The sequence below is a fragment of the Oleispirillum naphthae genome (genome assembly GCA_027864655.1).
Lineage (GTDB): Bacteria > Pseudomonadota > Alphaproteobacteria > Rhodospirillales > Rhodospirillaceae > Oleispirillum > Oleispirillum naphthae.
This window is the reverse complement of record JAQAZG010000015.1, coordinates 15,685-34,997: the sequence shown is the minus strand read 5'-3', so window position 1 is coordinate 34,997 and position 19,313 is coordinate 15,685. Positions and strand designations below refer to the sequence as shown.

The 19,313-nt window shown below is 67.9% G+C and carries 22 protein-coding genes; 13 read left to right on the top strand and 9 right to left on the bottom strand.

Annotated features, from left to right (window positions below; all coding sequences use genetic code 11):
- Positions 1–22 precede the first annotated feature (22 nt).
- Positions 23–793, top strand: coding sequence for a BPSL0067 family protein (locus tag O7R11_RS14150; RefSeq protein WP_337998186.1), 771 nt, complete (start codon positions 23–25; stop codon positions 791–793).
- Positions 787–1,212, top strand: a complete 426-nt coding sequence (locus O7R11_RS14145; RefSeq protein WP_337998185.1) for an STY0301 family protein — start codon at positions 787–789, stop codon at positions 1,210–1,212. Before O7R11_RS14150 ends, O7R11_RS14145 begins: the two co-directional genes overlap by 7 nt.
- Before the next feature lie 101 nt (positions 1,213–1,313).
- Here O7R11_RS14145 and O7R11_RS14140 read toward each other — a convergent pair whose 3' ends face one another.
- The 9 genes from O7R11_RS14140 to rpmH all read right to left on the bottom strand — a co-directional run bounded on the left by O7R11_RS14140 (position 1,314) and on the right by rpmH (position 9,203).
- Positions 1,314–1,835 carry a hypothetical protein gene (locus O7R11_RS14140; protein WP_337998184.1) on the bottom strand — a complete coding sequence of 174 codons (522 nt, stop codon included), beginning with the start codon at positions 1,833–1,835 and terminating at the stop codon, positions 1,314–1,316.
- Between the two features lie 330 nt (positions 1,836–2,165).
- The gene (locus O7R11_RS14135; protein WP_337998183.1) at positions 2,166–3,968 is read right to left on the bottom strand and encodes an extracellular solute-binding protein; all 1,803 of its coding nucleotides are present in this window, start codon (positions 3,966–3,968) and stop codon (positions 2,166–2,168) included.
- A gap of 206 nt (positions 3,969–4,174) precedes the next feature.
- Entirely contained in the window at positions 4,175–4,963 is a 789-nt protein-coding gene (locus O7R11_RS14130) for an inositol monophosphatase family protein (protein ID WP_337998182.1), read from the bottom strand.
- A gap of 1 nt (position 4,964) precedes the next feature.
- Entirely contained in the window at positions 4,965–5,873 is a 909-nt protein-coding gene (argB, locus tag O7R11_RS14125; protein ID WP_337998181.1) for an acetylglutamate kinase, read from the bottom strand.
- A 42-nt stretch (positions 5,874–5,915) separates the two neighbouring features.
- Entirely contained in the window at positions 5,916–6,572 is a 657-nt protein-coding gene (yihA, locus tag O7R11_RS14120; protein WP_337998180.1) for a ribosome biogenesis GTP-binding protein YihA/YsxC, read from the bottom strand.
- Complete coding sequence (gene yidC, locus O7R11_RS14115; RefSeq protein ID WP_337998179.1) at positions 6,573–8,330, bottom strand: membrane protein insertase YidC; 1,758 nt, start codon at positions 8,328–8,330, stop codon at positions 6,573–6,575. It abuts the gene before it with no gap.
- Positions 8,331–8,339: 9 nt separating this feature from the next.
- Positions 8,340–8,627 (bottom strand): membrane protein insertion efficiency factor YidD, encoded by a 288-nt coding sequence (gene yidD / locus O7R11_RS14110; RefSeq protein ID WP_337998178.1) that lies wholly within the window; start codon positions 8,625–8,627, stop codon positions 8,340–8,342.
- Positions 8,624–9,040, bottom strand: a complete 417-nt coding sequence (gene rnpA, locus O7R11_RS14105) for a ribonuclease P protein component (protein WP_337998177.1) — start codon at positions 9,038–9,040, stop codon at positions 8,624–8,626. Before rnpA ends, yidD begins: the two co-directional genes overlap by 4 nt.
- A gap of 28 nt (positions 9,041–9,068) precedes the next feature.
- Positions 9,069–9,203, bottom strand: a complete 135-nt coding sequence (rpmH, locus tag O7R11_RS14100; RefSeq protein WP_337998176.1) for a 50S ribosomal protein L34 — start codon at positions 9,201–9,203, stop codon at positions 9,069–9,071.
- Between the two features lie 170 nt (positions 9,204–9,373).
- On the opposite strand from rpmH, the gene O7R11_RS14095 reads away from it, so the two are divergent.
- From O7R11_RS14095 to panB, 11 genes are all read left to right on the top strand, one after another.
- Positions 9,374–9,562 (top strand): hypothetical protein, encoded by a 189-nt coding sequence (locus O7R11_RS14095; RefSeq protein ID WP_337998175.1) that lies wholly within the window; start codon positions 9,374–9,376, stop codon positions 9,560–9,562.
- Between the two features lie 13 nt (positions 9,563–9,575).
- Entirely contained in the window at positions 9,576–10,373 is a 798-nt protein-coding gene (locus O7R11_RS14090; protein ID WP_337998174.1) for a methyltransferase domain-containing protein, read from the top strand.
- Positions 10,374–10,440: 67 nt separating this feature from the next.
- Positions 10,441–11,892 (top strand): cytochrome-c oxidase, cbb3-type subunit I, encoded by a 1,452-nt coding sequence (gene ccoN / locus O7R11_RS14085; RefSeq protein ID WP_337998173.1) that lies wholly within the window; start codon positions 10,441–10,443, stop codon positions 11,890–11,892.
- Positions 11,893–11,905: 13 nt separating this feature from the next.
- Positions 11,906–12,637, top strand: a complete 732-nt coding sequence (ccoO, locus tag O7R11_RS14080) for a cytochrome-c oxidase, cbb3-type subunit II (RefSeq protein WP_337998172.1) — start codon at positions 11,906–11,908, stop codon at positions 12,635–12,637.
- Positions 12,638–12,647: 10 nt separating this feature from the next.
- A complete protein-coding gene (locus O7R11_RS14075) occupies positions 12,648–12,812 on the top strand; it encodes a cbb3-type cytochrome oxidase subunit 3 (protein WP_337998171.1) in 165 nt (54 codons plus the stop codon).
- 9 nt (positions 12,813–12,821) lie between these two features.
- Positions 12,822–13,709 carry a cytochrome-c oxidase, cbb3-type subunit III gene (gene ccoP, locus O7R11_RS14070; protein WP_337998170.1) on the top strand — a complete coding sequence of 296 codons (888 nt, stop codon included), beginning with the start codon at positions 12,822–12,824 and terminating at the stop codon, positions 13,707–13,709.
- A 4-nt stretch (positions 13,710–13,713) separates the two neighbouring features.
- Complete coding sequence (gene ccoG, locus O7R11_RS14065) at positions 13,714–15,141, top strand: cytochrome c oxidase accessory protein CcoG (protein ID WP_337998169.1); 1,428 nt, start codon at positions 13,714–13,716, stop codon at positions 15,139–15,141.
- A gap of 8 nt (positions 15,142–15,149) precedes the next feature.
- Complete coding sequence (locus O7R11_RS14060; RefSeq protein ID WP_337998168.1) at positions 15,150–15,650, top strand: FixH family protein; 501 nt, start codon at positions 15,150–15,152, stop codon at positions 15,648–15,650.
- 194 nt (positions 15,651–15,844) lie between these two features.
- On the top strand, positions 15,845–18,184 hold the full coding sequence (locus O7R11_RS14055; protein ID WP_337998167.1) for a heavy metal translocating P-type ATPase metal-binding domain-containing protein: 2,340 nt from the start codon (positions 15,845–15,847) through the stop codon (positions 18,182–18,184).
- Positions 18,181–18,336: a cbb3-type cytochrome oxidase assembly protein CcoS gene (ccoS, locus tag O7R11_RS14050; RefSeq protein WP_337998166.1), complete on the top strand. Its 156-nt coding sequence runs from the start codon at positions 18,181–18,183 to the stop codon at positions 18,334–18,336. Before O7R11_RS14055 ends, ccoS begins: the two co-directional genes overlap by 4 nt.
- A 133-nt stretch (positions 18,337–18,469) precedes the next feature.
- The gene (gene panB, locus O7R11_RS14045; RefSeq protein ID WP_337998165.1) at positions 18,470–19,294 is read left to right on the top strand and encodes a 3-methyl-2-oxobutanoate hydroxymethyltransferase; all 825 of its coding nucleotides are present in this window, start codon (positions 18,470–18,472) and stop codon (positions 19,292–19,294) included.
- Positions 19,295–19,313 lie beyond the last annotated feature (19 nt).

The window sequence follows — 19,313 nt, the reverse complement described above, 5'->3', positions numbered from 1 at the left end:
ATATCCAAGGGAGGAGGAAAATATGCGTCTGTCCCGGCGGGTGGGTTCCGACATCGCGGTTTCGGAGGCCGACACCACAGCGATCAAAACCGCGCTTTACCGCATGAGCCTGTACGAGGTGCCGCGCTACGGCATGACGCCGTATCCCGACGAGGCGATGTTCGACGGGGTGAAGAAACTGCAAAGCGCCCTCGGGGTGGAGGCCTCCGGCAGCATCCGCCCCGGCGGAGCGGAGGAACACGCGCTCTCCGCCGCCCTCGACGGCACCGGCGGCGATGCGGGAAGCAGCGGCACGGTGCATGTGCGCGCCCACACCCGGGACGGAGACGTCCACGTCTCCGCCTACGACCGCTCCGCCCCCGGCGGTGGCGGACACAAGGCGCATGAGGGTAAACGGCGCCCTCATGTTCTTGGCGACCTGAAAGGTCACGATAAAAGACCTTACCTTAACGGCAAGGGTAACGCGGAATGTGTCGAATTCATCCGGCAATCGCTGCATGCGCCGCATACTTCCGAATGGCGGGAAGGAACCAAAATCCGCAAACTTGCTCCCGGCGAACCCGACCCGATCGCCAGGGGCACGGCGATTGCCACCTTCGTTGACGGGGAATATCCTCAGACCGGAAACACCGGCAAGCACGCCGCGATCTACCTCGGCCAGAACGAAGATGGCATTCAAGTGCTCGACCAGTGGAAAAGCAAGGGAAGGGTTTCCGAAAGGACCATCTATTGGAACTCGCCCAAAACCACTCCCAGCAACGATCCTCAGGCTTTTTCGGTGATCGAATGGTGAAGATGCATGGAATTGTCGCCGTGGTGCCGCTCTTGGCCATGCTCTGCCAACCACTGTCGGCAAAGGCCGAGGATTATGCCTGCCCCCCCTCAGTTATGGCGCAAAGCCCGAAGGTGACCGGCTCTCTGCCGGAGGGATGGAACGCCTTCACGCCATTGACAACCTTCTTCTTCGATAACGTTTTGATTTTTCTCGGAGAACCTACGCATAACGCCAGCCTGGCTCCGGACCGGGAATTCGCCATGAATTCCGAGGAAATCGCCGTCTGGACGTTTTCGCCGGGGGAGAGACACGTCTGGATCGGCTGCCGCTATTCGGAAACCGACCTGATCGTGGGCAGGGAACTCCCCCTCTCGGTGAAGGAGTGCCGGGTCCACTATGGCCCGAAGAACCACGTCCACCGCGTTTCCTGCGAATAGAACAATCGTCCTTTCGCATGAAGGCAAAACCAGTCTGGGGCCTGGACGCCCGATGGTTCTCGCCGCGCAGCGGCTATCACCCGTCACGCCGCGTGATGGCTCTATTGCACCGCGTACGCGGTGACCAGGGGGACGGAGCCGTACTTCTCCAGGATTTCCGTCTTCCTGGGATCGATCCTCAGGGGCAGGCCGATTTCGCCCGGGGTCCCCCACTCTTCGATCCGCCAGCCGGAGCCCACCGATTCCAGAAAATGCACGTAGATATCCGTCCAGGAGCCGGACAACCGTTCCACTGCAAGGGTCGCGTAGACGGTTCCCGAGCGGTCATCCTTCGCCCGGGATGTCAGCAGCCACAACAGCCGGTAGGAGACCGTCCGCGGCGGCGCGGCATCGGCGGAGAAAGGCCGAGCAGTGACGGACCGGCAGAGCGGTGCCGCCCTTCGGGCGAAACATGCGAGCAGAGTTTCCACCGCACAAACTGGAGTCTTGGGGTCGCCGATGCAGGAGGAAGTGGCCCCGGTGGCGGTGATGGTGCGGACATCGGAGGGGAAAGTCTCTCCCGCCCGCGCGACGCCGCCGCACAGCGCGATCAGACCCGCAGCAACCGTTCCCCACATCCGCATGGCGTCTCTCCCTGCCTCCGGGCAGCATAGGCGATTCCGGAAAAAGGAACAAGACGGGAACAAATGACCGTCCCTGCCGGATATCGGGGAAAAACCAGGCCGGGGCTCCGCCCCGGACCCCGCAAAGGGTCGCGGACCCTTTGATCCCATAAGTTTTGATTTTGCGCGCAGCGCCATAAGACCATCACGCGGCGTGACGGTTGCCTGCCGCTGCGCGGCGAAAAACAAGTTATGGGGGGTGTGGGGGGACCGATCTCAGCCTTGGGAACGCCCACTGGGCGTTCCCACCGCCTTTGGCGGTCGGCTTCGATCCCCGCAAGGTTTTGGTTTTTACTCCCGCTTCAGCGCCGCGTCCTTGGCCGGGTCGATCCACCAGGTCCAGGTATCGGCGCCGCGGATGGTCAGGGTTTTCGGCATGCCGAAGCGGTTCCAGTAGGCGAGGCGGTCGTAGGGCAGGTACCACTGCGGGATGACGTAGAACGACCACAGCAGCACGCGGTCCAGCGCGCGGGTGGCGGCGACCAGGTCTTCGCGGTCCTTGGCCATGACGATATGACGGATCAGCGCGTCCACCACCGGCGATGTCACCCCCAGCAGGTTGCGCGAACCGGGGCGTTCCGCCATCGCCGCGCCGAAGAAGCTTTCCTGTTCGTTGCCGGGCGAGAGCGACTGGGGGAACGAGACCACCATCATGTCGAAGTCGAACTGCTGCATGCGGTTCTGGAACTGGTTGACGTCCACGGTGCGCAGGCTTGCGGCCACGCCGATGCGCTTGAGGTTCTGGATGAAGGGCAGGGCGATGCGTTCGAACGCCGCGCCCTGGGTGCCGTTGAGCATGATCTCGAAGGCCAGCGGCCGCCCGGTCGCTGCCTCGGTCATCGTGCCGTTTTCGATCTCCCACCCCGCGGCCCTGAGCTTGGCCACCGCGGTGCGCAGGTTGGCGCGCAGGCCGTTCTCCCCCACCACCTTGGGCGCGCGGTAGACCTTGGTGAACACCTCGGGCGGCAGGTCCTTGCGGAAGGGTTCGAGGATGGCGAGTTCCCGCGCGTCCGGCAGCGCGGCGGCGGCCAGCTCCGAATTGTCGAAATAGCTCTCGATACGGCGGTAGGCGCCGTGGAACAGCGCGGCGTTGGTCCACTCGAAGTCGAAGGCATAGGCCAGCGCCTCGCGCACCCGCGGGTCGGCGAACACCGGCCGCCGGGTGTTGAAGCCGAAGCCCTGCATGCCGGAAGGCGTGTGATGCGGAATCTCCGCGCGGATCACCCGGCCGTCCTTCACCGCGGGGAAGTCGTAGGCGGTGGCCCACTTCTTCGCCTCGTACTCGGCGATCATGTCGAACGCCCCGGCCTTGAACGCCTCCAGCGCCACCGTGGTGTCGCGGTAATAGTCGTAGCGCAGGGAATCGGCGTTGTAGCGCCCTTTGTTCACCGGCAGGTCGCGGCCCCAGTAGTCCTTCACCCGTTCATAGGTGATGAAGCGCCCGGCCTCCGCCCCGGAGATGCGGTACGGCCCGCTGCCCAAGGGCGGTTCCAGGGTGGTGGCGGCGAAGTCGCGGTTCTTCCAGTAATGCTCGGGCACGATCGGCATCTGCCCGACGATCAGCGGCAGTTCGCGGTTGCCCGCCTCGCGGAAGGTGAAGGTCACGGCGTGCGGCCCGCTCTCTTCCACCTTCGCCACCCCGGCGTAATAGCTGCGGTAGAAGGGGTCGCCCTTCTCCTTCAGCACGTTGAAGGAAAAAATCACGTCCGCCGGGGCGATCGGCTTGCCGTCGTGCCAGCGCGCCTCGGGCCGCAAATCGAAACGCGCCCAGGAACGGTCCTCCGGCACCGTGATCGTCTTCGCCACCAGCCCGTATTCGCTGAACGCCTCGTCCATCGAAGACGCCATCAGGGTGTCGTAGGTCAGCCCCAATCCCGCCGCCGACATCCCCTTCAGGGTGTACGGGTTGAGCGTGTCGAAGCCGCCGATGGCGTGCAGCCGCAACGCGCCCCCCTTCGGCGCATCCGGATTCGCATAGTCGAAATGGCCGAACCCGGCCGCATACTTCGGCGCGCCGTGCATCGCCATGCCGTGCACCGGCTGCGGCGCGGCGGCGTTGGCGGGCGCGGCGAGGAGGGTGAGGAAAACCAACAACCAGGCCAGGGCTCCGCCCTGGACCCGCCGGGGCCTGGAGGCCCCGGACCCCCATTGGTTTTTCGCCGCGTAGCGGCCATCGACCGTCACGCCGCGTGATGGTCTTATGGCGCTTCGCGCAAAAACCGAAAAGTTATGGGGGGCGTGGGGGGACCGAGTCCCCCCGCAACGTTTTTGAATCAACCGCATTAGGCTTTCCCTCCCAATCACGGAGCGAGGACGGCCTGGGCCTCGGCGAAGAGTTCGGGCGATCCGGCGGCGAGGATGCGGCCGGTGACGGCCTGTGTGGTGAGCGGCGGAGGTTCGCCGGACCAGCCGGCGACTTTGCCGCCCGCGCCTTCGATCACCGGGATCAGCGCGGCGTAGTCGTAGAGTTTGAGGTCGGCCTCGCAGACGAGGTCGATGCAGCCCATGGCGAGGAGGCCGTAGGCGTAGCAGTCCGCGCCGTAGCGGGTGCCTTTGACCTGTTGGCGCAGCCGGGAAAAGGCTTCGGTTTCCGCGCCGGGGTGGAACATTTCCGGCGCGGTGGAATAGAGGTAGGCCTGGGGCAGGCTGCGCCCGCCGCGGGTGCGGATTTCCGCGCCGTTGAGGGTGCTGGCGTGGCCTTTCGCGCCGAGCCAGGTTTCGCCGGTGATCGGCTGGGCGATTATGCCGAGCACCGCCTCGCCCTGGTGCAGCAGGGCGATCAGGGTGCCGAAGCTGGGCTTGCCGGTGATGAAGCTTTTGGTGCCGTCGATCGGGTCGATCACCCAGGTATGCGCCGCGCCGGGCCGGGTGGCGGCGAATTCCTCGCCGATCACGCCGTCCATCGGGCGGCGCTCGGCGAGAATCTTGCGCAGGGTCTGCTCGATCTCGCGGTCGGCGATGGTGACCGGGCTGGCGTCCGCCTTGTCGTCCACCGGGATCGGTTGGCGGAAGTATTTTTTCGCCACCGGCGCCGCAGCCTGCGCCAGGTCGAGGGCGAGGCCGATCAGCGAGCGGTCGAGCGCGCCCATCTCAGCGCGCCCGGATCAGGGTGCCCGCGCCCTGCGGCGTATAGATTTCCAGAAGGATGGTGTGCGGCACCTTGCCGTTGAGGATGACCGCGGCCTCCACCCCGTTCTTCACCGCGGCGAGGCAGGTTTCCACCTTGGGGATCATGCCGCCCGAGATGGTGCCCTCGGCGATCAGCTCCTCCACCTCCGGCCCGGTGAGGTCGGTGAGGCGGTTGCCCTTGCCGTCCATCACGCCGGAGACGTCGGTGAGCATGTAGAGGCGCGCCGCGTGCACCGCGCTCGCCACCGCGCCCGCCACGGTATCGGCGTTGATGTTGAAGGTTTCGCCGGCATCGCCGATGCCGATCGGCGCGATCACCGGGATCATGTCGGACTTGGCAAGGGTTTGCAGGATGGTGGGGTCCACCGCATAGGGCTCGCCGACGAAGCCGAGGTCGAGTTCCTTCTCGATGTTGGAGTCCGGGTCGCGGGCGGTGCGGGTGAGCTTGCGCGCGCGGATCATGTCGCCGTCCTTGCCGGAAAGGCCGATGGCGACGCCGCCCGCATCGTTGACCCAGGTGACGATTTCCTTGTTGATCTTGCCGGAGAGGACCATCTCGACCACATCGATGGTCGCCGCGTCGGTGACGCGCAGGCCGTCGATGAACGAGCTCTGGATGCGCAGGCGCTCCAGCAACTGGCCGATCTGCGGCCCGCCGCCGTGCACCACGATCGGGTTGATCCCCACCTTTTTCAGCAGCACCACGTCGCGGGCGAACTGCATCGCGAGTTCCGGGTCGCCCATGGCGTGCCCGCCGTACTTGATGACGAAGGTCTTGCCCGAGTACTTGCGCATGTAGGGCAGGGCCTCGGAGAGGGTACGCGCCTTGACGAGCATGTCTTCCGGGTCTTCGGGGGGAAGGGTGAACATGGGCGGCTCCGTGGCGGTCATCGGCGGGGGCTCCTGGGTCGGTCAGCGGCGCGCCGCGATCTCGGCGAGGACGGCGCGGAGTTCGGGGATGCCGAGGCCGGTTTCCGAACTCGTCACCAGAACTTCCGGGTGCGCGGCGACATGGGTTGCGGCCTCGGCGATGACGGCGGCGACGGTGTCCGCCAAAGCGCCGGGGCCGATCTTGTCGGCCTTGGTGAGGACGATCTGGTAGTTGACGGCGGCGGTGTCCAGCGTTGACATCACGGTGCGGTCTTTATCCTTCAGGCCGTGGCGCGCGTCAATCAGCAGCATGGCGCGGGAAAGCTCCCTGCGGCCGCGCAGGTAGTCCATGATCAACTCGGTCCAGCCGTCCACCTGGGACTTCGGCACCTTGGCGAAACCGTAGCCCGGCAGATCGACGAGGATGAGCGCGCCGCCGAGATTGAAGAAGTTGAGCTGCTGGGTGCGCCCCGGGGTGTTGGAGATCTTGGCGAGCGTCTTGCGGCCGGTGAGGGCGTTGACCAGGCTCGACTTGCCGACGTTGGAGCGGCCGCAGAAGGCGATCTCCGGCAGTTGGGGGTGGGGCAGCTGGTCGCGCCGCGCCACGCCGAGCATGAAGGCGCACGCCTGCGCGAAAAGGACGCGCCCGGCCTCCAGGCGCGTCCTTTCGTCGTCGGTGGGGATGACGGTCTCCGTCATCTATTTCTTCTTCGCGTGCTCGAGCGCATGGGCGGCCTTGGCGGCGGCCTTGGCGGCGCGGGCGTGGGCGTCGGTCTTCAGCAGCACCCACTGTTGCAGGATCGACAGCACGTTGGAGAACGACCAGTAGATCACCAGGCCCGCCGCGAACTTCGCCATCATGAAGGTGAAGACGATCGGCAGCATCTGCATGATCTTCGCCTGGGTCGGGTCCGGCGGCGCGGGCGACATCTTCTGCAACAGCCACATCGTCAGGCCCATGACCAGGGGCCAGATGCCCATGTGCAGCATCTCCGGCGGCGTCCACGGGATCAGGCCGAAGACGGTGAAGATGTTGGTCGGGTCCGGCGCCGAGAGGTCGGTGATCCAGCCGTAGAACGGCGCATGGCGCATCTCGATGGTGATGAACAGCACCTTGTAGAGGGCGAAGAACACCGGAATCTGGATCAGCATCGGCAGGCAGCCCGACATCGGGTTGGCCTTTTCCTTCTTGTAGAGGGCCATCATCTCCTTCTGCAGGCGCGGCTTGTCGTCCTTGTAGCGGTCCTGCAGGATCTTGACCTCGGGCTGGACGCGCTTCATCGCGTTCATCGAGCGGTAGGACTTGTTGGCGAGCGGGAACATCGCGAGGCGCAGCAGCACGACGAAGGCGAGGATGGCGAGGCCGAAGTTGCCGAACAGGTGATAGCAGTAGTCGATGATGTAGAAGAACGGCTTGGTGAGGAAATAGAACCAGCCGAAGTCGATGGCGCGGTCGAACTTGTCGATGCCGAGCTTCTCCTCGTAGGCGGAGATGGTCTTCACCTCCTTCGCGCCGACGAACACCCGGTTGGTGATCTCCTTGGTCTGGCCCGCGGCGACGGCGAGGCCGCTCATCAGATAGTCCACCTGATAGCGCTCGGTGCCGCCCGCGTCGTTGCGGCTGAACTTGGCGTGCAGCGGCGTCTTCTGGTCGGGCAGGAGCGCGGCGAGCCAGTACTTGTCGGTGATGCCGAGCCAGCCGCCGGTGGAGTCGGTGCCGAAGGGCTTGTCCGCGAGCTTCTTGTAGGTGACCTCTTCCAGGGTGCCGCCGAGCACGCCGAGCGGGCCCTCGTGCAGCACCGAATAGCCCTCGAGCTTCGGCAGGCCGATGCGCGCGATCAGGCCGTAGGGATAGAGCGTCACGTCCGCCCCGGAGTGGTTCTCCACCCGCTGGGTGACGGTGAAGACGTAGCGGTCGTCCACCGCAATGGTGCGGATGAAGGTGAGCCCCTCGCCGTTGTCCCACCACAGCTCCACCGGGGTGTCGGGGGTCAGGGTCTTGCCGTTGGCCGACCACTGGGTGGCGGCGGTGGGCACCTTGATGCCGGTGCCCGCGGCGACGCTCCAGCCGAGTTCGATGAAATAGGGCTTCTCGGTGCCCGAGGGCGAGAGAAGGGTGACGTTGGGGCTGTCGGGCGCCTCGGTCTGGCGGTAGGCGGCGAGCGTCACGTCGTCGATGCGCGCGCCGGTAAGCGCGATCGAGCCGGTGAGGCGCGGCGTCTTGACGGTGACGCGGCCGCTCTCGGCGAGCACCGCGGCGCGCGGGCGCATGGTGCGGCCCTGCGTCTCGGCGCCGGAGGAGACGTCCTTGGGCGGTTCCGGCTTGACGGCCTCTGCGGCGGTGGGGGTGGGCGGCACGTTCTGCTTCGGCGAAGCCTTCAGGAAGAAGAACTGGTAGCCGAGCAGAATGGCGATCGACAGGACCACCGCGAGGATGACGTTACGCTGATCGGACATCGTGAGGGTCTATCCCAGTTTGCGAGAGCGGGTGGAGGAAGGATCGGGCACCGGATCGTATCCGAACCCGCCGAGCGGATGGCAGCGCGCAAGACGCCGCGCGGTGAGCCAGAGGCCGCGAATCGGGCCGTGTTTTTCCAGGGCTTCCAGCGCATAGACGGAACACGTGGGCTGAAACCGGCAGTGCCCGCCGAGGTAGGGCGACAGCACCAGGCGGTAGGCATGGATCGGCAGCCGCAAGACCCAGGCCGCGGCGCCGGAGACCGACGCGAAGATGCTGTGCCGAGAAGAGGTCATGACGAAGGCGTTCCGTTGCCCGACGATTCCAAAGCGGCGCGGCTTCCCGCCGCCACTGCGGAGGAAAAGCGCCCCAGACGTTTTAAAGCGGTTTCCAAATCTTGCAACAGCGCAGTGAACGGACGCTGCGCGGTCTCGGCGCGTCCGATCAGCACGTAGTCGTATCCGGCTTCCGCGTGGTCCTTGATAACCAAGTCGGCGGCGGCACGCAAACGCCGTTTGACGCGATTGCGCACAACCGCGCCGCCGACCCTGCGGCTGGCGGTGAATCCGAGACGGGCGGCGCTTTCGGAACGGATGGGATGCGGAGTCGCCACCGCCTGCAGGACCAGGCCGGGCGTGGCCCACTTGCGGCCGATGCGCGCCGCGCGGAGAAATTCGGCGCGGCGCGTCAATTTCAGGACCAGAGCCATGCCCGAAGTCCCGGCCAAGGGGGAAGGCTCAAGCGGACAGGCGCTTGCGGCCCTGACGGCGGCGATTGGCGATGATGCGGCGACCGCCGACGGTGGCCATCCGGGAGCGGAAACCATGCCGACGCGCCCGGACCAATTTGCTGGGTTGATAGGTGCGTTTCACGCTTCCAACTCCTCTATCACGGCGCTTTCTTGCGAAGGAGCCGCCTTATAGAGTGTGGCGGGCGGCAAGTCAATGCGAATTCGCGCGTTCCGGCCTTGCCGCCGCCCCTTGCCGGAAACGAAATCGCCCCCACGTTTCGACGAGGGCGGATGCGGGAGGACATAAGGCGGATGCAAAAGATCGGCAACTGGATGATGGGGTGCCTCGCCGGCGGACTCGGGCTCCTGGCGCTGTTCGTTTCCTCGCGCGCGGCGGACGATTACGTCTACGGCATCGGCCTGATCGTCGCGGTGGCCTGCGGCCTGTTCGTGATGAGTCTTCTCAAGCAGGGCTTCGACCAGGCGGAACATCGGGACTAGAGAGACGAACGTCATGGCATGGGACCCCCGGCAATACGCCGCCTTCGCCGACGAGCGCGCGCGCCCGGCGTGGGACCTGATGGCGCGCATTCCCCTTGCCGAGGCGGCGCACGTGGCGGACCTCGGCTGCGGCCCGGGCCATCAGGTGGCGGCGCTGGCGCGGCGCTTCCCGACGGCGCGGGTGGAAGGGGTGGATTCCTCGCCGGAGATGCTCGCCGCGGCGGAGCGCACGCTGGCGGCGGAGCTTGCCCCGGCGGATGCGGCGCGGGTGACCCTCGCCCATGCCGACGCCGCGGACTGGCGGCCGCAGACCCCGCCGGACGCGATCTATTCCAACGCGCTTTTGCAGTGGCTGGATCATCACGAGACCCTGCTGCCGCGCCTCGTCGGCCTGCTCGCGCCGGGCGGCGTGCTGGCGGTGCAGATGCCGCGCAACCACGGCGAGGCGTCGCATGCCGCGATGGCCGATCTCGCCGCCGACCCGCGCTGGGCGGCGCGCCTCTCTGCGCACCTGCGCCCCGGCCCGGTGGCCGCGCCCGCGGTCTACGACGCGCTGCTCGCGCCCTTGTGCCGCCATGTCGAAGTGTGGGAGACGGTCTATTTCCACCATCTCTCCGGGCCGGACCCGGTGCTCGCCTGGGTCAAGGGCACGGCGCTGCGCCCGCTCTTGGCCGCGCTCGCCACCGATGCGGAGCGCGCCGCCTTCGAGGCCGCCTATGCGGAAAAGATGCGCGCCGCCTATCCGCCGCGCGCCGACGGGGTTACTCTCTTCCCGTTCCGCCGGGTGTTTTTCGTCGCGGTGAAGGGATGACGACCGCACGGGCCGTGCCTACGTCTCTGATCGGACCGCATTCTTGCCAGGCAACAGGGCAGACCTCATGACCGCAAGCCGCCACGCCGAAGCCTATCTCGAGGACATCGTCAAGAAGTTCACCGTCGCCGCGGTGTTCTGGGGGCTGGTGGGCTTCCTCGTCGGCGTCTACATCGCCTTCGAGCTGGCGTTCCCGGCGCTCAACCTCGACCTGCCGTGGACCACCTTCGGCCGCCTGCGCCCGGTGCACACCTCGGCGGTGATCTTCGCCTTCGGCGGCAACGTCCTGATCGGCACCTCCTTCTTCGTGGTGCAGCGCACCTGCCGGGCGCGCCTGTTCGGCGGCGAGACGCTGGCGCGCTTCGTCTTCTGGGGCTATCAGCTGTTCATCGTGATGGCGGCGCTCGGCTACGTCATGGGGGTGACGCAGAGCCGCGAATACGCCGAGCCGGAATGGTTCGTCGATATCTGGCTGACCATCGTCTGGGTGGCCTACCTCGCCGCCTTCGCCGGCACCATCCTCAAGCGCACCGAACCCCACATCTACGTGGCCAACTGGTTCTACCTCGCCTTCATCATCACCATCGCGCTGCTGCACATCGGCAACAACCTGGCGGTGCCGGTGTCGGTCTTCGGCGCGAAGAGCTATTCCGCCTATTCCGGCGTGCAGGATGCGATGACCCAGTGGTGGTACGGCCACAACGCGGTGGGCTTCTTCCTCACCGCCGGGTTCCTCGCGATCATGTACTACTTCGTGCCGAAGCGGGCGGAGCGGCCGGTCTATTCCTACCGCCTCTCCATCGTCCACTTCTGGGCGCTGATCTTCCTCTACATCTGGGCCGGGCCGCACCACCTGCACTACACCGCGCTGCCGGACTGGGCGCAGACGCTGGGCATGGTGTTCTCGGTGATGCTGTGGATGCCGTCGTGGGGCGGCATGATCAACGGCATCATGACGCTCTCCGGCGCGTGGGAGAAGCTGCGCACCGACCCGGTGCTGCGCTTCCTCGTCACCTCGGTGGCGTTCTACGGCATGAGCACCTTCGAGGGGCCGCTGATGTCGATCAAGTCGGTGAACAGCCTGTCGCACTACACCGACTGGACGATCGGCCACGTGCACTCCGGCGCGCTCGGCTGGGTGGCGTTCATCTCCTTCGGCGCGCTCTACCACCTGGTGCCGGTGCTGTGGAAGCGCAAAGGCCTCTACTCGATGCGCCTGGTCAGCTATCACTTCTGGATCGGCACCGTCGGCATCGTCCTCTACATCACCTCGATGTGGATCTCCGGCATCATGCAGGGCCTGATGTGGCGCGCCTACGACGAGTGGGGCTTCCTGCAATATTCGTTCATCGAGACGGTCGAGGCGATGCACCCCTACTACGTGGTGCGCGCCCTGGGCGGCGTGCTGTTCCTCACCGGGGCGGCGATCATGGCCTACAACATGTACCGCACGGTGCGGGGCGACGTGCGGGTGGAGCGCCCGTTCGAGGCCGCGCCCGGCGTTGCGGCGGCCGAGTAGGGGAGCGGCGCGGATGAACATCCTCAAGCAACACGCCAAGCTGGAACGCAACCTGCTGTTCCTCATCCTCGGCATCTTCATCACCGTCTCGATCGGCGGCATCGTCGAGGTGCTGCCCCTGTTCACCATCGAATCGACGATCGAGAAGGTGCAGGGGGTGCGCCCCTATTCGCCGCTGGAGCTGGCCGGGCGCAACATCTACGTGCGCGAGGGCTGCTACCTCTGCCACAGCCAGATGATCCGCCCCTTCCGCGACGAGGCGGAACGCTACGGCCATTACTCGCTGGCGGCGGAGAGCCTCTACGACCGGCCCTTCCAGTGGGGGTCCAAGCGCACCGGCCCGGACCTCGCGCGCGTCGGCGGCAAGTATTCCAACGAGTGGCACGTCCGCCACCTGATCGACCCGCGCTCGGTGGTGCCGGGCTCGGTGATGCCGGGGTATCCGCACCTCGCGGAAACCCCCTTGAAGGTGGACGACATCGCCGAGCACCTGAAGACCCTGAAGTTCCTCGGCGACCCCTACACCGACGGGATGATCGCCGCGGCGCGGTCCGACATCGCGGCGCAGGCGACGCCGGAGGCGGAGGTGGACGCCCTGTTGAAACGCTACCCCAAGGCGGCGGTGGGCGACTTCGACGGCAAGCCGGGCCGCCTGACCGAAATGGACGCGGTGATCGCCTATCTGCAAGTGCTGGGGCGGATGGTGGACTTCACCACCTTCGACCCCGCCGCGGCGGACAGGTAGGGAGGGCGCGATGCACGAAGTCGTAAGCTTCTTCCGGTCGATCTGGGGACTGTGGCTGATGGGCCTGTTCGTCGCCGCGGTGGTGTGGGCCTACTGGCCGCGCAACCGCGCGCGCTTCGACGCGGCGGCGATGATCCCGCTCAACGACGACCCGCCGGCGGACAAGAAGGGGTAGGGGGCAAGGATGGTGGACGACGACAAGGATCGGACCGCGACCCCGGAAACTCCGGAAACCCCGCCCAAGGGCCCGAAGACCATGGGTCACGAGTGGGACGGCATCGCCGAGTTCAACAACCCGCTGCCGCGCTGGTGGGTGATCGTGTTCATGGTGTGCATCGTCTGGGCGGTGGGCTACGCCCTGGTGATGCCCTCGGTGCCGGGCGCGAAGAGCTTCTTCCACGGCCTCGCCGGGTTCAGCGCGCGCGAGGCGGGGCGCGAACGGCTCGCCGAGGTGGCGGTGGCGCGCGGCAAGTGGCTCACCCCGATGCAGTCCGCCTCGGTGGAGGAGATCGCCGCCAGTCCGGAGCTGCGGCAATACGCGATGCGCGGCGGCGAGGTGATCTTCAAGGAAAACTGCGCGGCCTGCCACATGGTCGGCGGCGCGGGGGCCAAGGGCTACCCCGCCCTGGTGGACGACGAATGGATCTGGGGCGGCACGCTTGCGGAAATCCGCCGGACCATCCTGCACGGCATCCGCTCCGAGGACGCGGACACCCGCATCGCGGAAATGCCCGCCTTCGGCCGCGACGCCATCCTCACCCGCGCCGAGATCGCATCGGTGGCCGACTTCGTGCTGGCGCTCGCCGACGGCAGGCCCGGCCCGGCGGACGGGGCCAAGGTGTTCGCCGACAACTGCGCGGTCTGCCATGGCGACAAAGGCCAGGCGGTGAAGGATACCGGCGCGCCGCCCTTGAACAACCAGATCTGGCTCTACGGCGGCGCCCGCGCCGACATCATGGCGCAGGTGACCAACCCGAAGCACGGCGTGATGCCCGCCTGGGCGGGCCGCCTCTCGGACGTGGACATCAAGCAGGTGGCGGTCTACGTCCACGCCCTCGGCGGCGGGCAGTAGGCGCATGACGGTTTCCTCCCAGGGCCGGTCGCTGTTCGCCGCATCGCGCAAGGTCTATCCGCGCGCCGCCTCCGGGCGTTTCCGTGTCCTGAAAAACCGCGTCAACGCGGTGCTGCTGACGCTCTACTTCGTCGCGCCGTGGATTCGCTGGCACCGCGGGCCGGGGGCCGCCGACCAGGCGATCCTGCTGGATATGTCGGGCCGCCGCGGCTACTTCTTCGGCATCGAGATCTGGCCGCAGGAGGTCTACTACCTCACCGGGCTGCTGGTGCTCGGCGCGATCGGCCTGTTCTTCGCCACCGCCCTGTTCGGCCGGGTGTGGTGCGGCTTCACCTGCATCCAGACGGTGTTCACCGACATCTTCGTCGCGGTGGAGCGCGCCATCGAAGGCGACCGCAACGCCCGCATCAAGTTCGACGCCCAGCCGCTCTCCGCCGCCAAGCTGCGCAGGAAGCTCCTCAAGAACGCCGTCTGGCTCGTCATCGCGCTCCTCACCAGTTGGACCTGGCTGATCTATTTCTCCGATGCGGTCCAGTCCACCGCCGATCTCTTCCACGGCCGCACCAGCGTCTGGATGCTGTCGATGTGGGTGGTGTTCACCGCCTCCACCTTCCTCTTCGCGGGCTACGCGCGCGAGCAGGTGTGCATCTACATGTGCCCGTGGCCGCGCTTCCAGTCGGCGATGTTCGACGAGGACTCGCTGATCGTCACCTACGAGGCGTGGCGCGGCGAACCGCGCGGCAAGGCCCCCAAGGACGGCGACTTCGCAGGCCGCGGCGACTGCATCGACTGCGGCCTGTGCGTGCAGGTCTGCCCCACCGGCATCGACATCCGCAACGGTTCCCAGCTCGCCTGCATCGGCTGCGCTCTCTGCATCGACGCCTGCAACGGCGTGATGGAAAAGATCGGCCGCCCGGGCAACCTCATCTCCTACGATTCCGTCACCAACCAGGTGGCGCGCGCCAAGGGCCTGCCGACGCGCCTGCGCCTGGTGCGCCCGCGCACCGCGATCTACGCGGCGATCCTGCTCGCGGTGATGATCGGCCTGGCCGCCGTGCTCACCACCCGCGCCCGCCAGACGGTGAACATCCTGCACGAGCGCAGCCCGCTCTACGTGCGCCTCTCCGACGGCTCGATCCGCAACGGCTATACCGTCAAGATCCTCAACATGCAGCGCAAGCCGCAGGACTACCAGCTCACCCTGGCCGGTCTCGACGGCGCGCAGCTTACCGTCATCGGCTATACCGACGAGCCGGTGGACAGCGTCAAGCTGCCGGTCCCCGGCGACGCGGTGGGCGTCTTCCGCGTCTACGTCACCGTGCCCAAGGGCGCCAAGGTCGGCGGACGCACCGACGTGGACTTCGTCTTCACCGGTCTTTCCGGCGGCGCCTTCATGACGCAGGAAAGCCTGTTCGCGGCTCCGGCGAAGTGAGCGCGGCGATGGCCCGGCGTCGCCCCGACGGCTGGTGGTACCCCTGGATCTTCGTCCTCGGATTCGTCGTGGTGATCGGCGTCAACATGATCATGCTGCTCGCCGCCACCTCCACCTTCTCCGGCCTGTCGGTGGAGCACGCCTTCGAAAAAGGCAACGCCTACAACGCCGAAATCGCCGCCGATAAGGCGCAGGCGGCGCTCGGCTGGAAAGCCGACTTCGGCGTCGCCGCCACCCGCATCGAAATCGACGACAGCCGCACCGTGCGCTGGCGGCTCACCATGACCGACGCGAAAGGCGGCCCGGTCTCCGGCCTCGCCGTCGCGGTGCGCCTGCAACGCCCGACGGTCAAGGGCTTCGACCACGAGATCGCCCTCGCGCCCACCGGCAACGGCCGCTACGCGGCGGAATCCTCCCTGCCGCTCAAGGGCCAGTGGGAGGCCCGCCTGACCGCCACCCGCCCCGGCACGCCCCCCTTCCGCCTGCGCGAACGCGTGCAGATTCCATAGGATTACGTGGGCTCTGCCCACACCCGCCGGGGCCGCGGGCCCCGGACCCCGTAAGTTTTGGTTTTCGCGCAAAGCGCCATAAGATTTGCGTTGGTTGCCGTCGCATATTGCCTGCCGCTGCGCGGCGAAAAAAGTTAGGGGGTGCGCGAGGGGACCGAGTCCCCTCGCAAAGTTTTGGTTTTCTGGAGACACGCATGGCCGAGCCCGTTTGCCGTCACTGTGGCCTGCCGGTGCCGCCGGACTCTCTCGGGGGTTCGGAGTTCTGCTGCGCCGGGTGCCGGGCGGCGTTCGACCTGCTGCACGGTCTGGGGCTGGATGCGTATTACGAGCGGCGGGTGACCGACCCCAACGTGCGTCCGTTGAAACCGGAGGACGCGGCGGAGCTCGACCTTTCGCCGGAGGTGCGCCCCGGTCCGGAGGCGGGGACTTCGGCGTTGCATGTGGTGGTGGACGGGCTGCACTGCGCGGCGTGCGTGTGGCTGGTCGAGACGCTGTTGAAGCGCCACCCGGCGGTGGTTTCGGCGCGGCTGAACATGACGACGCGGCGGCTGCGCCTGGTGTGGCGCGGCGGGCCGGATCTGGCGGCGGAGATCACCCGCCCGGTGCGGGAGGTGGGCTACCGGCTGCTGCCGTTCGACCCGTCGTGTTTGCAGGGGGCGGCGCAGACGCGGCAGAGGGCGCTGCTGCGCGCCATGGCGGTGGCGGGGTTCGCCGCGGCGAACGTGATGCTGCTCTCCGTCGCGGTGTGGTCGGGCAGCGACATGGGCCCGGCGACGCGGGATTTCCTGCACTGGATTTCCGCTCTCATCGCGCTTCCCGCCATCGCCTATGCGATCCGTCCGTTCCTCGGCGGCGCGTGGGGCGCGCTGCGCCACGGGCGGATGAACATGGACGTGCCGATCGTTCTTGCCGTGGCGCTGGCGGCGGGGATGTCGCTGTGGGAGACCGCGGCCTCCGGCGTGCACGCCTATTTCGATTCCGCCTGCGCGCTGTTGTTCTTCCTGCTGATCGGTCGCTATCTCGATGCGTTGGCGCGCGGCCGGGCGCGCGCGGGGGCGGAGAACCTGCTGACCCTCTCCGCCGTGGCGGTGACGGTGGAGCGCCCGGACGGCGGCCTGGTGACCCTGCCGCCGGAGCGGGTGGCGGCGGGGGAGGTGGCGCGCGTTGCGCCGGGGGACCGCATCGGCATCGACGGCGTGGTGGAGAGCGGGCGTTCGGATGTGGACGCCCAGGCGATCAGCGGCGAGACCACGCCGGTGGCGGTGGCGGAAGGCAGCGCGGTGCATGCGGGCACGCTCAACCTCAGCGGGCCGTTGCGCATCCGCGTCACCGCGGCGGGGGAGGCGACGCTGCTGGCGGAGATCGTCCGCCTGATGGAGGCGGCGGAGCAGGGCCGCGCCAAGGCGGTGGCCCTGGCGGACCGCGCGGCGCGGCTCTATGCGCCGGTGGTGCATGCCCTGGCGCTGGCCGCCTTTCTCTGGTGGTTCTGGGCGATGGGCGCGGGCTGGCAGGAGTCCCTGCTCACCGCGATCAGCGTGCTCATCGTCACCTGTCCGTGCGCTTTGGCGCTGGCGGTTCCGGCGGTGCAGGTGATCGCCTCGGGGCGGCTGTTCAAGGGCGGCATCCTGGTGAAGTCCGGCACCGCGCTGGAGCGCCTGGAGCGGGTGGACACCGTGGTGTTCGACAAGACCGGCACGCTCACCACCGGCACGCCGCAGCTCGCGCCGGGGGATTGGACGGAGGCCGACCTCGCGGCGGCGGCGGAGCTTGCGGCGGGCAGCCGCCACCCGCTCGCCCGCGCCTTGGCCGCCGCCGCGGGGGTGACGCGGCCGCGCGAAGATGTGCGCGAAGCGCCGGGCGAGGGCCTGGCCGCGGGCGCGGCGCGGCTGGGGCGCCATGCCTTCGCCGGGGGCGCGGGGGAGCCGCCGCCCGCCGAGGGGCCGGAGCTGTGGTGGCGCGCGGATGAAGCCGCCGCGCCGGTGCGCTTCGCCTTCACCCAGGAACTGCGGCCGGATGCGGCGGCGGCGGTGGCGGCGCTGCGGGCGATGGGGATTGCGGTGTCCATCCTCTCCGGCGACCGCGAAGCGGCGGTGGAAGGCGCGGCGCGGCAGGCGGGGATTTCCGACTGGCGGGCCGCGTGCCGCCCGGCGGACAAGGTGGCGCGGCTGGCCGCGCTGCGGGCGGAAGGGCGGCATGTGGCGATGGTCGGCGACGGGCTGAACGATGCGCCCGCGCTCGCCGCGGCGGAGGTTTCGCTCTCCCCGGCGTCGGCGGCGGACCTGGCGCAGACCGCGGCGGACGTGGTGTTCCAGGGCGGGCGGCTTTCCCCGGTGGCGGAGGCGATCGGCGTGGCGCGGCGCGCCGGGCGGCTGGTGCGGCTCAACTTCGCCTTCGCCGTCGGCTACAACCTGGTCACCGTGCCGTTGGCGATGGCGGGGCTGGTGACGCCGTTGATCGCCGCGGCGGCGATGTCCACATCTTCTCTTGTGGTGATGGTCAATGCGATGCGTCTGGCGAAGGGGCGGAGCCGATGACGAGCCTGTTGCTGCTGATACCGTTGGCGCTGTTTCTCGGCGGGTGCGGCCTCGCGGCGTTTCTGTGGGCGCTGAGGAGCGGGCAGTTCGACGACCTGGAGGGGGCGGCGCACCGCATCCTCTTCGACGACGACGAGCCGCCGCGTGCCTGAGAAATTGGCGGTTTCCCTTTCATTGCCGTGCAAAAAGCGATAAGAAGGCGGCTTCCCCGCGAAGAGGGAAGTGCGGCCGCCCGGGCGGATTTGGGCAAAAGCGGGCGGCGGCGACCACAGGAGGGCGAACCTGATGAGCGTTGCAATCGCGGCAAGGCCGGTGACGACGCGGGATATCCGCGCCCGCAAGGGGGCGGAGCCGGTGGTGTGTCTCACCGCATACACCGCGCCGATGGCGCGGCTTCTCGACCCGCACGTGGACCTGCTGCTGGTCGGCGATTCCCTGGGCATGGTGGTGTACGGTCTGCCGACGACGATCGGCGTGACCCTGGAGATGATGATCGCGCACGGCCAGGCGGTGATGCGCGGTTCGGCGCGGGCCTGCGTGGTGGTGGACCTGCCGTTCGGCAGCTATCAGGAAAGCCCGGAGCAGGCCTTCCGCAACGCGGCGCGCCTGATGATGGAAACCGGCTGCGCGGCGGTGAAGCTGGAAGGCGGCGAGGAAATGGCGGCGACCGTCCGCTTCCTGGTGGAGCGCGGCATTCCGGTGATGGCGCACGTCGGGCTGACGCCGCAGTCGGTGCACGCCTTCGGCGGCTTCCGCGCGCGCGGCAAAAGCGAGGGCGAGGCGGGCAAGATTCTCGCCGACGCCCACGCGGTGGCGGATGCCGGGGCGTTCTCCGTGGTGCTGGAAGGCACGCAGGAGCCGCTGGCGCGGCGCATCGCCGAGGAACTGGCGGTGCCGGTGATCGGCATCGGCGCGTCGCCCGCCTGCGACGGCCAGGTGCTGGTGATCGACGACATCCTGGGGATGTTCACCGAGTTCCAGCCGAAGTTCGTGAAGCGCTTCGCCGAGCTTGCGCCGCTGGTTTCCGACGCGGCGGCGCGCTACGCGGCGGAGGTGAAGGCGCGGACCTTCCCGGGCCCGGAGCACTGCTTCGGCGCCAAGCCGCGATAACGCGATTCGAGGAGATCGC